This is a genomic window from Fibrivirga algicola, from assembly GCF_011742925.1.
Taxonomy (GTDB): Bacteria; Bacteroidota; Bacteroidia; order Cytophagales; family Spirosomataceae; genus Fibrella; species Fibrella algicola.
Genome location: NZ_WAEL01000001.1, coordinates 897,710 through 912,786, shown reverse-complemented (window position 1 = coordinate 912,786; position 15,077 = coordinate 897,710). Strand labels below are relative to the sequence as shown.

11 protein-coding genes and 1 tRNA gene are annotated in these 15,077 nt (G+C 51.4%); 7 read left to right on the top strand and 5 right to left on the bottom strand.

What is annotated here, in order from left to right; all coding sequences use genetic code 11:
- Window positions 1-31 precede the first annotated feature (31 nt).
- A tRNA-Leu gene (locus F7231_RS03690) sits at window positions 32-113 on the bottom strand.
- A 114-nt stretch (window positions 114-227) separates the two neighbouring features.
- Window positions 228-1,337, bottom strand: coding sequence for a glycoside hydrolase family 76 protein (locus F7231_RS03685; RefSeq protein ID WP_166690922.1), 1,110 nt, complete (start codon window positions 1,335-1,337; stop codon window positions 228-230).
- A gap of 234 nt (window positions 1,338-1,571) precedes the next feature.
- Between F7231_RS03685 and F7231_RS03680 the strand changes: the two genes are divergently transcribed.
- The 3 genes from F7231_RS03680 to F7231_RS03670 all read left to right on the top strand — a co-directional run bounded on the left by F7231_RS03680 (window position 1,572) and on the right by F7231_RS03670 (window position 5,815).
- Entirely contained in the window at window positions 1,572-3,821 is a 2,250-nt protein-coding gene (locus F7231_RS03680; RefSeq protein ID WP_085415269.1) for a RelA/SpoT family protein, read from the top strand.
- Window positions 3,822-3,943: 122 nt separating this feature from the next.
- Window positions 3,944-4,462 carry a Fur family transcriptional regulator gene (locus F7231_RS03675; protein ID WP_085414637.1) on the top strand — a complete coding sequence of 173 codons (519 nt, stop codon included), beginning with the start codon at window positions 3,944-3,946 and terminating at the stop codon, window positions 4,460-4,462.
- Between the two features lie 69 nt (window positions 4,463-4,531).
- Window positions 4,532-5,815, top strand: a complete 1,284-nt coding sequence (locus F7231_RS03670; RefSeq protein ID WP_166690921.1) for an adenylosuccinate synthase — start codon at window positions 4,532-4,534, stop codon at window positions 5,813-5,815.
- Between the two features lie 96 nt (window positions 5,816-5,911).
- Here the strand turns inward: F7231_RS03670 and F7231_RS03665 are convergent, their stop codons facing one another.
- Together F7231_RS03665 and F7231_RS03660 are read right to left on the bottom strand one after the other, a co-directional pair.
- The gene (locus tag F7231_RS03665) at window positions 5,912-6,766 is read right to left on the bottom strand and encodes a YciE/YciF ferroxidase family protein (protein ID WP_166690920.1); all 855 of its coding nucleotides are present in this window, start codon (window positions 6,764-6,766) and stop codon (window positions 5,912-5,914) included.
- Between the two features lie 328 nt (window positions 6,767-7,094).
- Window positions 7,095-8,045, bottom strand: a complete 951-nt coding sequence (locus F7231_RS03660; RefSeq protein WP_166690919.1) for a glycosyltransferase family 2 protein — start codon at window positions 8,043-8,045, stop codon at window positions 7,095-7,097.
- Between the two features lie 208 nt (window positions 8,046-8,253).
- Between F7231_RS03660 and F7231_RS03655 the strand changes: the two genes are divergently transcribed.
- Window positions 8,254-9,177 (top strand): polysaccharide deacetylase family protein, encoded by a 924-nt coding sequence (locus tag F7231_RS03655; protein WP_085414641.1) that lies wholly within the window; start codon window positions 8,254-8,256, stop codon window positions 9,175-9,177.
- A gap of 98 nt (window positions 9,178-9,275) precedes the next feature.
- On the opposite strand, the gene F7231_RS03650 is transcribed toward F7231_RS03655, so the two are convergent.
- The gene (locus tag F7231_RS03650; protein WP_085414642.1) at window positions 9,276-10,043 is read right to left on the bottom strand and encodes a class I SAM-dependent methyltransferase; all 768 of its coding nucleotides are present in this window, start codon (window positions 10,041-10,043) and stop codon (window positions 9,276-9,278) included.
- A 161-nt stretch (window positions 10,044-10,204) separates the two neighbouring features.
- Here F7231_RS03650 and F7231_RS03645 point away from each other — a divergent pair, with 161 nt between their 5' ends.
- The 3 genes from F7231_RS03645 to rlmB all read left to right on the top strand — a co-directional run bounded on the left by F7231_RS03645 (window position 10,205) and on the right by rlmB (window position 14,918).
- Window positions 10,205-12,112 (top strand): YgiQ family radical SAM protein, encoded by a 1,908-nt coding sequence (locus tag F7231_RS03645; RefSeq protein ID WP_208295518.1) that lies wholly within the window; start codon window positions 10,205-10,207, stop codon window positions 12,110-12,112.
- A gap of 269 nt (window positions 12,113-12,381) precedes the next feature.
- Complete coding sequence (locus F7231_RS03640) at window positions 12,382-13,758, top strand: GWxTD domain-containing protein (RefSeq protein ID WP_085414643.1); 1,377 nt, start codon at window positions 12,382-12,384, stop codon at window positions 13,756-13,758.
- Window positions 13,731-14,918 carry a 23S rRNA (guanosine(2251)-2'-O)-methyltransferase RlmB gene (gene rlmB, locus F7231_RS27300; protein WP_229369568.1) on the top strand — a complete coding sequence of 396 codons (1,188 nt, stop codon included), beginning with the start codon at window positions 13,731-13,733 and terminating at the stop codon, window positions 14,916-14,918. The genes F7231_RS03640 and rlmB overlap by 28 nt, the downstream gene beginning before the upstream one ends.
- Window positions 14,919-15,077: the final 159 nt, after the last annotated feature.

Sequence of the window (15,077 nt, the reverse complement as noted above, 5' to 3'; positions counted from 1 at the left end):
CTCTTTGTCTCTTTCACTCTTTCTTTACTTGTACGGGCGGAGGGACTCGAACCCCCATGCCTTGCGGCACCAGATCCTAAGTCTGGCACGTCTACCAATTTCGCCACGCCCGCAGGTAGACCAATCGACCCTGTTACTATAATCGATTTGGGACTGCAAAAGTACGAAGAACTTTGAGCGGGTCAAATTTATCAGCACATTTTTATTAGTGTTCTTTTCAATGGGACTCATTTTGTTGGTTCGAGCAGTTGCATAAACAGCACGATACTACTCGCTTCGTAAGACTGAATATCCCCGGTTGGGCAGTCTACAGCGTAATTCCGGTAAGTCAAGTCTCGCCGTTTATCCCGATTTTGCCACCCGAGTGACACGTTCTTTTTCAACCAGGGAAGGTATTGGGTTTGCTTAAACTCATAAACCAACGGCACCATATACTGGGCAAAAATCGCTTTCAGGATGCCCTGTTCATTAAAATCACCCTCGGCTGGCAGTACACCGTTTTTGCTCATGGTTTCCATTGTGTAGGTCGCGGCAAGATTGGCATCACGCAGGTACGTTGGATCATTGGTGGCTTTGTAGAGCAGCGATGCCGCCCCAATGCACGTCCCCTGATTATAGGTATAGTCTTCGTAGCCGGGTCGGTTGTTTCCTATTTTATGGTCGGCAACCCGGCCATTTTCTGCATTGAAAAGGTTGTTCTTCGCCCAGGCGTATACCTGTTTCGCCTTCGAGAAATAGGTGGTGTCGCCCGTGCTTTTGTACAGGCGCATGGCTGCAATCACGGTTGGGTAGTTGATACAGGCATTCTTGCCGCTATGCTTAAAATCCCAGAACATTCCCCCGTTGACCGGATCGTAGGAGCCTTCCCAAACGTGCTTAAAGCCGTCGATCGATTTCTGTAGGTACGTTGGATTACCGGTCAGTTCGTGAGCGCGGGCAAACGCCATGACCCACCACATCATATCGTCGTAGATGAACCAAACCTTGTGATTTGTCCAGTCATATTGGGCATACTGATGTCCATTACCGACGTATAGGTCGGTGATGAACTGGAGTTGCGCCGGCTTTTTTGTTCGCTTGTATACGTCCATTGCCATGTCCCAATAAATGGCCTGCACCCAAATAGCCGCTACGTGGTCGCGCTTTGTAGTGCTATGGTACAGTTTGGCCTCAGGGCTGTAGAAATGGGCGTTAAACGCGCTATAGGCTGTAGCCGCTTCTTTTTTGGTAAATCCCGTTTGAGCAATTGCCGACGTAGAAGCGAGACTACTGACAACAAAAAATACGGCTACAGACCAGGTCCGGTTGAGTGCGAAGGAGAAATTGAGTGATTTCATAAAAGCAGGGCGCTGACTGTCATAATAATACAACCAGACCAACCTACTCTACTTGGGCTTCAACGGGCCAACGAATCGTGTCCCCCCCCACGGCGATGCAGCGAACGTACCTGGCGAAAATCAGCTCCACATTATGTTTTTATGACCTAAGCTGCCGGATATTTTGTTTTTAACGTGTACATTGAGGTTGAGTACAACCGACAAAACCACTCACGGCGTAACGACACCAACGATATGACTGTAGCACCAGATCCTGTCATCGATCTAAACCTGGAACGGCAGGAAATTTTGAAGCGATATCGCCGACTGCTTCGATCAGCCAAACCGTATTTGAAAGAAAACGATGCCAAGCTGATTAAGAAAGCGTTTAATACGTCGGCCGAGGCGCATAAAGACATGCGGCGTCGGTCGGGCGAACCCTATATATACCACCCCATCGCCGTAGCCCAGATTGCCGTTGAGGAAATCGGATTGGGTACTACATCGATTGTGGCGGCTCTACTGCACGACGTAGTTGAAGATACCGATACTACCATTGCCGATATTGAGCGAAGCTTTGGCAAGAAAGTAGCCCGGATCATTGACGGACTGACCAAGATCTCGGGTATTTTCGAGTACGGTACCTCGCAGCAGGCCGAGAATTTTCGGAAAATGCTGCTGACGCTGTCAGACGATGTACGGGTGATTCTGATCAAGCTGGCCGATCGCCTGCACAACATGCGGACGCTGGATTCAATGCCCCGCGACAAGCAGCTAAAAATTGCGTCGGAAACGATCTATATCTACGCTCCTCTCGCCCACCGACTGGGTCTGAACGCCATTAAGTCGGAGTTGGAAGACCTGTATTTGAAGTACGTTGAACCGGAGGCGTATAAAGACACCGCCAAGAAACTGCGCGAGACGAAGACCTCGCGGGACCGGTTCATCAACATGTTTATTAAGCCCATCGAAGACGACCTAATCGCATCGGGCTATCCGTATGTGATCAAGGGGCGGCCGAAATCGATCTATTCGATCTGGAACAAGCTGAACAAATCGAAAAAGCCGTTCGAGGAAATTTATGATTTGTTCGCCGTCAGGATCATTCTGGATGTCCCCCTTGATCAGGAGAAAGCTGCTTGCTGGCGGGCATATTCAATTGTAACGGATCATTACAAACCCAATCCCGACCGGCTGAAAGACTGGATCAGTACGCCCCGCGCCAATGGTTACGAATCATTGCATACTACGGTAATGAGTAAGCTCGGCCAATGGGTAGAGGTACAGATCCGGACTGAGCGGATGAACGAGATTGCCGAGAAAGGGTACGCCGCTCACTGGAAATACAAAGGCAACGACACCCGCACCGGTGCCGGTATCGACTCGTGGATTGGTCAGGTACGTGAAATGCTGGAAACCTCCGAAAAAGGGGACCGAACCGGAGCCATTGAGTTCCTCGACGATTTCAGGAGCAACCTCTACAGCGAAGAGGTATTCGTGTTTACCCCCAAAGGCGAACTGAAAGTCCTGCAACGGGGAGCCACCGCGCTCGACTTTGCGTTTGATATCCACACGCAGATTGGGGCTAAGTGCATGGCCGCTAAGGTCAACAACGTACTGGTGCCGCTGAGTCATGTGCTGCAAAACGGCGATCAGGTCGAGGTGATCACGTCGAACAAGCAGAAGCCCAATGAAGACTGGCTTCGGTTTGTGGTGACGTCGAAGGCCAAGACCAAGATAAAAGACCTGATTAAGGAGGAAAACAAGCGGTACGTCACGGATGGCAAAGAGCTGGTCACCAAGCGCCTGAAAATTATGCGCATGGAGATGACCAACGAACTGGTGAATCAGATTCGGGCTTATTTTGGCTCAAAAACGACCAGCGATTTCTATTACCGGGTTGGCAAGGGGCACATTGAAGTCAAAGAGTTAACCAAATTCAAGGCCGATAAAGAAGCCAAAGAGAACCGCGCCAACAAGGTAAACACCGATGGCGCGCAGGATGGCAAAGCGGTAACCAAAGAGCTTAAGAAGATTCATGGCGAGCGCACCGACAGTGACACTCTGCTGATCGGCGAAGACATGGACAAAATTGATTACACACTCTCGAAGTGCTGTAATCCAATTGCCGGCGACGATGTATTTGGCTTCGTGACCGTGATGGATGGCATCAAGATTCACCGGGTAAGTTGCCCTAACGCCGTTGAGTTGATGTCGAACCACGGCAACCGAATTATCAAAGCCAAATGGACATCGCAGAAAGAACTGGCGTTTTTGGCGGGATTACGGATCACCGGCACCGACCGGATGGGCCTGGTCAACGATGTTACCCGGGTTATCAGCAACGAATTGAATATCAACATGCGCTCGGTCACCATCGATTCACAGGATGGTATTTTCGAAGGTAATATCCGGCTCTATGTGCACGACACCAGCCACCTGGATACGCTGATGCGCAAACTTGAGCGCGTCGACGGCGTGTTCGATGTAGTACGATTTGACTAAAAAACGTTTATGGTTTGTAGTGAGTCGTTTGTCGTCATGTTGCACCCCTACTAACCGGTTCATTAGCGGCGCAACCTTAAACGACTAACTACAAACCACAAACCATTTAGTACTTTTGCCCCATGCCTGCTCCCAATCAAGCGAATATCGACTCGGCGAAGACCATTCTGAGGGCGTACCTGGAAAATAAAGGACTCCGGAAAACCCCCGAACGGTTTGCCATACTGGAAGAGATTTACAACCGCGCTGACCATTTCGACGTGGATGAGCTGTATATCTCGATGAAGAACAAGAACTACCGCGTCAGCCGGGCTACTGTGTACAACACGCTCGATGTGCTGGTAGACTGCGACCTTGTCACGAAGCATCAGTTTGGCCGTAACCTGGCGCAATACGAGAAATCGTATGGCTACCGGCAACACGATCACCTGATTTGCACTGACTGCCATAAAGTGATGGAATTCTGCGACCCTCGCGTTCAGAATATTCAAAACATGGTGGGCGATATGCTAAAGTTTAATGTCATGCACCATTCGCTGATTTTCTACGGATCATGTCAGCGTGACCCCTGCGAAAATCGCCGGGAAGGTGAAGCAGAGAAAGACCGGCAGGGCGAACCAGCCAGCCCGGCCGAGGTATAGAACGAATTTCATTTTCGCTTAACTGACGATGAACGCCTAGCGAAACGTTCCGAATTATTCTTAATTGAAATGGTAGATGTATTATTAGGCCTCCAGTGGGGCGACGAGGGAAAAGGTAAGATTGTGGACGTACTCGCGCCACAATATCAGGTTGTTGCGCGTTTTCAGGGTGGTCCCAATGCGGGGCATACGCTTGAATTCGACGGATTTAAACACGTCCTCCACCAGATTCCATCCGGCATTTTCCGGCCCGATGCCCTCAATATTATCGGCAACGGGGTAGTGCTCGATCCGATTGTTTTCCGCCGCGAAATAGATGGATTGGCTAAGTTTAACCTGGACCTGCACGCTAATTTGCTCATTTCGAAGAAAGCAGCGCTCATCGTGCCTACCCATAGCCTGCTCGATGCGGCCTATGAGCAGGCAAAAGGTGCCGCTAAAATCGGCTCAACCCTGCGTGGCATCGGACCAACTTATCAGGACAAAGTAGGCCGGCAAGGCCTGCGGGTTGGGGATGTGCTCTCGCCCAATTTCCGGCAGAAATACGACACACTCGTGAATGCCCATAAGCTGACGCTGGATCGGCTCAATTTTGATTATACCGTACTGGGTGAATCAGAAGAGAAATTTTTCGCGGCGGTCGAGTTTTTGAAAACGTTTAAGCTGACGGATAGCGAGTACGACGTTAACAACGCCCTTCAGGCTGGACAGCGGGTACTGGCCGAAGGTGCACAGGGGTCACTCCTCGACCTGGACTTCGGCTCATACCCATTCGTCACTAGTTCGACCACCATGGCTGCCGGTGCCTGCACGGGACTTGGCATTGCTCCCCAGCAAATAGGCGAAGTATACGGAATCTTCAAAGCCTACTGCACACGGGTAGGTAGCGGTCCATTTCCAACCGAACTGCTGGAAGAAACTGGCGAGCGGATGCGGCAGGAAGGCCGTGAATTTGGCTCGACTACGGGCCGACCCCGCCGGTGTGGCTGGCTCGATCTTCCTTCCTTGAAGTATGCCGTGATGCTCAATGGCGTTACGCAACTGGTGATGATGAAAGCTGACGTCCTGACTATTTTTGAGACCATTCAGGTGTGCACGCATTACCAGCTACCCGATGGCAGCATTACCGAGCAACTTCCCTACGACCTTTGCGATACTGACGTTGTGCCGGTTTACAAGGAATTCGCAGGCTGGCAGACTTCCCTTGATGGTATTCGTACCTTCGATAATATGCCTGCTGAGCTAGCTGCTTATGTCAGCTACCTTGAAGCTGAGTTGGGTATCCCAATCGCCTTTGTCTCAACTGGTCCTGATCGGGAATCCTTGGTGCATCGTGAGACCGTAGGTGTATAGCGCAGAATAAAGTCCCCAGTAAGGCGCAAAGCAAAGTGGCCCCACCTACTAGAGGTGAGGCCACTTTTTTATAGAGGAAGGCTCAGAAAAGCCAGTTTAAATGCCCATCGCTCCGCCTGATGTAGCGTTACCTGATGAACCTTCACGGCCTGGTGTGTAACCCGAGTTACCTACAGTACCGCTGCCGCCCATCGTGCTACTCCCTAGTGTACCAGTGCCTGGTTCTGTGCCATATGTGGTCGAGTCGCCTACCGCTGAGCCACTTTGATAATTGGCCCCACTGGCATAGCCCGACCGGCTGCCGCTTGTGCTACCTGAGTTTGTAGACAACAGGTCATTGTCGTCATCGTCGTCATAATAATTCCGGCGATTTGGGCTTGAATAGTTCGAGTCGTTGTTTCCTTCTGACTTCGCCCGTTCGTTTACGAAGGTTTCGGCCAATTGGGTCAGCTTCTTATCGGTGTTTTTCTCCTCCTGCAGCGACTGCTCAATCAATTGGGCTGCTTCTGTGTAGCCAAGTAGTTGAGCCAATGCATGTAGTGACCCGTAGGCGGCAATTTCGTGGTGCTCTACCTTCTGGCCAGCAATGATAAGCGCAGCATCGCGGGTCAGTGAACCTGACTCTGTCGTGCTAATCACGTTATCCGAATCATCAGCCAAGCCATCGATTGCATTACAGGTCATTGTGTCGGGCGTTTCGTCAATGCTTTGGAAAATTCGCTCTAAACGGGTTACCTGATTGCGCGTTTCCTCTAAGTGCATTTGAAACGCCTGACGTACCTGATCGGTGGTGGCTGCATCAGCCATGTTTGGCATATTGTCTACCAATGCTTTCTCAGCATAGTATATTCCTTTCAGTTCATTGATGAATAAGCCACGGAGCCCCTCGTCGTTGTCAGTTGATGAGCCACCTGAGAAAAAATCTGCGATCTGTTTGCCAATAGTTGCCATAACATGAGTTGAGTTTAACTGTGTAAGGTTGTTGATTACAATAGCCTTATGAGCAACTACTATACCACCTGTTGATCCTGTGATAGTTAGCTTATTTAAGGAAAGAGTTGTGAGTAATTTATTCTACAGAAATAGTAGAATAAATGGCAACCAGTTTACCCTTCCCACATCGTTACGCACTGACAGCACGCCTAATAACCTGATTAATGGGCTTTTGTAACTATCAATCACTACTTGCATAGTCCTAAAAGATATGATAGGTTGCTGTATTCCGCGAAGCCATTTAGGTGGCCCTCACAAACAGGGTAAGGTATCTTGTACCCCTTTTCTACCAGTATAATGCCCGGTATTTGACCGCACCGTACAAGCGCCAGTACACCGACAAAAAAGGAGTAGCTGTACCAACAACCAGCGTTTGTCCCAACGACCGCCAACTGAATGTCTGTCCTGATGATCGCTCCACCACAAGTAACATCGTTAGCAGTAGCCAAGAGCCAAGTCCCGCATAAACCATTGTCCACTGCCCTGCCATAAGGGCTATGCCACTGAGAAAAACAGCACTCACGGTGAGATAATAGCGCCGAACGAGCGACGAATAAGCCGGTATACGCTGTCGAAACAGGTCGGGGTGTTTTCTGTAGAGAAGTGCATCGTACCGGTTTTTGCGCTCGTCGCGGAGCGGAGCGTACCAGGGGGCAGGGGACAAGGAATGAACGACCCGTGCATCGGGGCAGGGGGTAATCGATACGCCCATCCGCAGGAGCTTAAATTGCAATTCACTGTCTTCGCGCCAAGCACTGTCAAACGCTTCATCAAACCCACCTACCGCATCCAGCACTGAGCGATGGCAAAAGAGATTAGCCGTGGTGAACTCAGCAACTTTCGGCAGTGATCTGGTGCCGATATACCCTGTTGACTGCCCGGTAAGTACACACGCCCCTTGTTCAAAGCCAGTCAGCGCAGCCTTCAGCCAGTTTGAATCGGGAATACAATCATCGTCAGTAAAAGCAATCAACGCGCTTAACGCTACCCGCCAGCCCCGATTTCGGGCGGCTGCCAGGCCCCGTCGCTCGGGCTGTGCTATGTATCGGATTGATAGGCCCGTTTCCTGAGCAGCATTACGGACAGCAAGAGCTGTTTGGGGCTGGTCGCCATCGTCTACCACTACAATTTCAATTAATTCGGTCGATAAAGTCTGCTTCGCGAGAGCCTCGAGGCACTGCCGCAATAGCTCAGGCCGCTGGTATGTGGGAATAATAACCGAAAGCTGAGGAGTCATAGTAAGGCTGTTTGCTGTACTCTACACTACTGAAACGAGCCTGCTTCTTCACAAACTAAGCTATCTACCGGCTCGGCCCGACGGGGTGTTAGCCGATGCCTGGACACGAGTAATTATGCAGAAGAGCGTCAAACTATTTAAACTTCATAGACTATGTGCGCCGGAAGTAGATTTCGCTAATTTTGGAAAAACGTATCAATCCCAATTCATGTACAAACCTTTTCTAACAACAGCTCTCCTTGTCTCTTTAGTGATGGGCTGCGGCGTAAAAAGTAAAAGCGTCGACGAGACAACCAGCACTGCAACACCACCCACCGAAACCGCTGCAAGTGCTACCTCAGCTACTACCGACTCTGTAACGGCCGACGGCACGGCCACCAACGTACCTGCGGCTGTACCAACGGGCAAGATCGCCGATGCCACCACTATTCTGGCTCGCAAACAAGTGCCCATTCTGTGTTACCACCAGATTCGCGACTGGCGTGGTTCTGATTCGAAAAGCGCGAAAGATTACATTTGCCCAACCGGTGTATTTACCCAGCAGATGAAGATGCTCGCCGACAGTGGCTACCACGCCATCACCGCCGATCAGCTCTACGCTTACCTGACCACGGGAGCTGCCCTGCCCGACAAGCCAGTGTTTCTTACCTTCGACGATGGCGATCTGGATCAGTATGAGAATGCCCTGCCAGTGCTCGACAAGTACAAGTTCAAAGCCATGTTTGGCATAATGACCGTGGCCATTGGCCGCCGGGGCAAGCAGCCCTATATGGATAAAACGCAGATTAAGGACCTGGCAGACCGGGGCCATGAGGTTAGCTGCCACACCTGGGATCACCACAATACGAAGAAGTATACAGCCTCCGATTGGGTAACGCAAGCGGTAGAGCCCAAGAAAAAACTCGAAGATATTACGGGCAAACCAGTGAAGTATTTCGTGTATCCGTTTGGTCTCTGGAACCACGAAGCCGCCGCCGAATTGCAAAAAATTGGCTATTTAGCCTCCTTCCAGTTATCAGAGAAAAAGCGCGACGAGCAGTACCCACTTCAAAGCGTACGCCGCATCATCGCCAGCGGTTACTGGTCGCCAAAGACCTTGCACAATGCCATGACGGGAAGCTTCAAAGGCTAGATCTCAACAATTGGAGATTACCAATACAAATGGCTCGGCCTGCAAGCAATTTATGCTGTGGGCCGAGCCATTTGTATTGGTAATCTCCAGGCAATCATTTACTTCTTCCCTGTATAGAAGAAATCCAGGCTGCCAGCAGGGTCTTGACTAACCATGTAGTCGGTGAAGTCGATTTCTGCGGCCAACCCATCCTGTTGCAACAGGCGGTTGCGATTCAGGCGATTCATCAGGTCGTACGGAATCTGAAGCAGGCGGCGGGGCAAGCGGTGTTGCAGGTCGAGCAGATCCCAACGCGTTAGTTTTTCCACCGACGCCTTGTTCTGGGCGTAATAAGTCATCACCTTTTCGTTGCCATGCACACCGCGTGTTTCTACCGTTGGGAAGTACTTGCGCATGAGGATCTTTAACTCATCGGCCACGTATTCACGCACGTGCCAGGGGTTGCGGGTGAGCGAGAATGTTTTGTTGACCGTAGTCAGCAACAACTGTCCGCCCGGTTTCAGCACCCGGTAGCATTCCTTCACAAACAGATCGTCGTTCTCAATATGCTCGATCACCTGAAAGGTCACGATGTAATCGAAGGTGTTGTCGGGCAGTGTAGATAGAGGCGGTATATTAGCCTGAATGAACGTCGATTTTGGGTATGCTTTCCCGAGGGCCTCAATCAATTCGGCGTTTTTATCGATACCCGTATAGTGGTCAGCCGCCTCGGTAAGCAGGTGCAGGCCACGCCCCCAGCCGCAGCCAATTTCGAGTACGTTACCGCTGACGATTTTGGCCGCTTCAGTGTAAGGAAACAGCAGCCGTTGATGAACGGGGTTGTCCGACGCAATGTCGGCGGAGGTTATTTCCGTGGTCTTGTACATGGTCCTACAAAATTACGACGAATTAAGCCACAGAGTTACACCGAGGTGGCACGGAGTTGTACAGAGTTTTGTTACACCTCCATCGTTAACTCCTTCATCTGTGTGCACCTCCCTGCTTTCTCCGCATAGCGCGGTGGGCCACAAACCGTTATTTTTGTACCATGATCACAATCCGCGAGCGACCAATCACCCACTGGTTACCCATTACGAAGAAAGAGGTTGAGCAACGAGGCTGGGACGAAGTCGACGTTATTCTGGTTTCCGGCGACGCCTACGTCGATCACCCTTCGTTTGGCACCGCTGTTATTGGGCGAATCATTGAGAGTGAAGGCTTTAGGGTCGCCATCATCCCGCAGCCCAACTGGCGCGATGACCTGCGTGATTTTAAGAAACTGGGAAAACCCAAATACTTCTTTGGGGTCACGGCCGGCTGTATGGATTCGATGGTGAACCACTATACGGCCAACAAGCGGCTTCGCTCTAACGATAGCTATACCCCCGGTGGCGAGGCTGGTTTCCGGCCCGATTACGCTACGACGGTATACACTAAAATTCTTAAAGAAATTTACCCCGACGTACCTGTGCTCATCGGCGGCATTGAAGCGTCGCTCCGTCGGGTAACGCATTACGACTACTGGCAGGACCGGCTGATGCCGACAATCCTTGAGGATTCAGGGGCCGATCTGCTGGTGTATGGCATGGGCGAGCAACCCCTGCGCGAGATTTTGCGACTGGTAAAAAGCGGTGTACCGCTTAATCAGGTACGTGCCGTGAACCAGATCGCCTACATGGACAACACAACCAACGTACCCGAACACGAAAGCTGGTCGACAGTTTCGCTGGCGAGTCACGAGGTCTGTTTGCAGGATAAGCTGAAGTATGCCGCTAATTTCAAAATCGTTGAAGTAGAGTCGAATAAATGGCAGGCAAACCGGATTTTGCAGAAAGTAGGTAGCCGGACACTGGTAATTAACCCGCCGTTCAAAACGATGGACGAGGTAGAAATGGACAAATCGTTCGATCTGCCTTACACCCGGTTGCCGCACCCCAAGTACAAAAACCGCGGGCCTATTCCGGCCTACGACATGATCAAGTTTTCGGTCAACATGCACCGGGGCTGTTTTGGTGGCTGTAGCTTCTGCACGATCTCGGCGCATCAGGGCAAATTCGTTGCGTCGCGCTCAGAAGAGTCGATCATGAAGGAGGTCGATGAGATTACCAAGCACCCCGAGTTCAAAGGCTACATTTCTGATCTGGGTGGCCCCTCAGCCAATATGTACCGCATGAAGGGGAAAGATGAGTCGATCTGCGCACGGTGCCAGGCGCCGAGCTGCATCAACCCCGTTATTTGCTCGAACCTGGATACGTCGCACAAACCGCTAACCAACATCTACCAGAAAGTAGACGCTCACCCCGAGATCAAAAAAGCGTTTGTTGGTTCGGGGGTACGTTATGACCTGCTTGTCGACGATTTCAATAAGAATAACGCCGACGGCAACCATGACGAATACATGGAGCAGTTGGTGACCCGCCACGTGTCGGGCCGCCTGAAAGTGGCTCCTGAACATACGTCTGATGCCACTCTGAAGGTGATGCGGAAGCCTTCGTTTAAATACTTCCGAAAATTCAAGGAGAAATACGACCAGATTCAGGACAAGCACAACCTGAACCAACCGCTGATTCCATACTTCATCAGCTCGCACCCCGGCTGTGAAGAGCAGGATATGGCGAACCTGGCGGCCGAAACTAAAGATCTGGGCTTCCGGCTGGAGCAGGTGCAGGACTTCACTCCTACCCCGATGACTGTAGCCGAGGTAATTTATTATACAGGTGTACACCCCTACACGCTGCAACCCGTACATACGGCCAAAACAAGGGAAGAAAAGCAGAACCAGAACAACTATTTCTTCTGGTATAAAAACGAATTCAGAGGCTGGATCAAGAATCGGCTCGCTAAGCTGGGCCGCCCTGACCTGGCTAAAAAGCTATTGAGCGACACCCGCGCTGATTTTATTGAGGAAGCACCGGTGAAAAAGCAAAAAAGCAAATTCCGGAAGTTCAGGAATTAGCGTAATCAGTGCGTTTGCTGACGAACCTTCGATGGGCTTAGAATAATATCCTGAGTTCGTCGAAGGTTCGTCAGCAAACGCACTAACCGCGTGAGCGATAACCTCTGCTCCCCCTACGCTTTGATCGTCTAACCAAACGAAACTGATTAAGTTATTCGTTTAGCTAACAGTCTCCAGTTGACAGCAGGTTAGCTAGTTAATCGTAATTCATTTACATTACCCGCCTGTCGTCTAACGAGCTATGCCCAACACTGACAAGAACTTAATTCATGCGTAGTTTTTTCCTCTTCCCGATACTCGCCCTGATGGCGGCCTGTGCTCCTCAAAAACCACAGTTCCCCATGCCCGACCGGTCGTCTACGGCACAGCAGCCGGCACGTACCCGCCCCATCTCGTCGGACCCAGGCTCTTCACGCCCCAATACAAGTGCACGACCAGCCCCGTCGAATCCGGTTGGAGCTGCCCCAACGGCACCTGAGCAACCACGCAGCGAATGGGTCGTTACGGCGGTAAAAGGAAAGTTTCTGACCATCGATACCACCGCAATCCGGGTATTTCTGAATATCTCGACCAACCAGCCCAACGGACAGCCCATGTCGGCCGAAACGTTTCAGGAGCGATTCATTGCCAATTACGTAATCTACCCTGATTACAATAACCGCGAACGGCTGGCGTACGGCAACATCCCACTCAATCCAGAGTCGATCATGAAAATCGACAACCGGTTAATGCTCTCTTTTACAATAAACCGGCCTAAAGGAGCTACCAATGCCGTTTTGTTGACTGAAATTTCGGAGACAGCAACCGGTAAAAAAGCCCTGAACGACTTACCTATCCGTTTCAAACCGACGAAGTTGTCGGACCAGTTTGCGGTATATGATGCCGCGGGGCGCCTGCCACAATTGCGTAACTTTGTGCGGGCGCAGGATACCGTCGTCATTCGCGATGTGTCGGGCACGAAGAAAAATCTGTTTGTGTACCGCTACAAGCACGAGTTCGACCCAGCCCTGCCACCCATGACCTCGACACAGCGGCCGGCCCCCCGGATGCTCAATATTGATACCACAATGACTGTCTCGACCAACGAACCGATCCGGTTACCTGGCGAGGGACTTTACTATTTCGTGGCCGATACCAGCGATCAGTTTGGGATTGGTCTGGTAGCCACAGATACGCGGTTTCCCAAAATGACCCGCCCTGAGCGCCTGGTTAAACCGTTGCTCTATATGAGCACGGGAACGGAAATTGCGGAGTTGAACAATACGAAAGAGGCCAAGAAAGCGCTGGACCGATATTGGTTGTCGCTGATGGCGGGCAATGAAGAGGTGGCAAAACAGGCCATAAGGGCTTATTACAACCGTGTAGAAGATGCCAACCAGTTGTTTACCACTTACAAAGAAGGATGGAAAACAGACAAAGGCATGATCTACATTATATTGGGGTCGCCCGACCGGGTGCAGCGTAGCCGCGACCGGGAAGTGTGGGTCTACAACCGCCGGAATAACCTGTCGGAAGTGAATTTTACGTTTAATAGAAAGCAAAATCAATTTGTCGAGGACCATTATGAACTGGTGCGCTACAGCGAATATCAGCCCATTTGGTACCCAATAGTGGAAGCATGGAGAACCGGCGCAATTCGCGAGTAAATACAGATACCAATCGTTCCGACGAGTCGTTTGATGACGATCGTCCCCGCGATTTTACCCGGTCAGACGAACCTGAACGTACCCGTCCAGAGGCAGACCAGTCACCCGTAGGCCGTTCGCGCCCAGCCTCGTCTCAGGACGTACCTGAACGGGGTACACCCAGTCGCAAACCGTTTAACCGTCCAGCGTCTGATCGGCCTTCTGGCCGGTCGTTCGACCGCCGTCGTGAAGAGGGTCGTGGCCCGTACAGTAAGCCGCAGCGCGACGACTCTGACGATCACACAACCTCGGAGCGCCCTACTTCTGATCGGCCGGAACGGTCAACGTCAGAAAGCCCTCGTCCAGCAAGTCCACGCCCGTCGGGTGGTCGTCCTCCCCGTTCGGGTAGCTACGATAAGCCACGCCCTGAGTTTCGTCCCGAATCGGACGAGATGGTATACGGTATTCAATCGGTGATCGAGACGTTACGCTCGGGTCAGCAGATTGATAAGCTGTACATGGAGAAAGAGCTGAGCAACCCTGATATTCAGACGCTCGCTTTCCAGAACCGTGTCACTATTCAGCGCGTGCCCGTTGAGAAACTGGACCGCCTGACCCGTAAAAACCACCAGGGTGTAGTGTGTCTGGTAGCCGCCGTTCAGTACGTGAAGCTATCCAACGTAATGGCCGATGTGCACGAGCGTGGCGAGGTACCGTTTCTGCTCCTGCTCGACCGCATCACCGACGTGCGTAATTTTGGTGCCATTGCCCGTACGGCAGAGTGCGCCGGTGTGCAGTGCATTGTCATTCCTGGGAAAGGCTCGGCCGCGATCAACTCCGATGCCATGAAAACATCGTCGGGGGCGCTCAACCATATTTCGGTATGCCGCGAATTTGACCTGGTCGATACCATCAGGTTCCTGCAGAAATCGGGCGTTCAGGTAGTAGCCTGTACTGAGAAATCGCACCGCGATCTGTACGCCAAAACAACAGACATGAGAGGTCCCCTCGCCATTGTGATGGGTTCAGAAGACGACGGTATCACCCCGGAGATTCTACGGACGGTCGACAACCACGTCAAGATTCCTCTGCTTGGCGAAGTAGGCTCTCTAAACGTGTCGGTTGCTACGGGTGTAGTGCTTTACGAAATCGTTCGTCAGCGGGCGTTGGACGAGGAATAGGCAACGTCTTTGCCTTTAACTGCCTTATTGAAAAGTCAGCCGTCAACTAGTGTCTATTCTATATACATTGCCTACTAAAAGCGCGACCATTGGGCAATGGTCGCGCTTTTAGTAGGTAGTTCAGAGAGGCAAGGTAGTAGGAACGTCGTTATTCGTGGC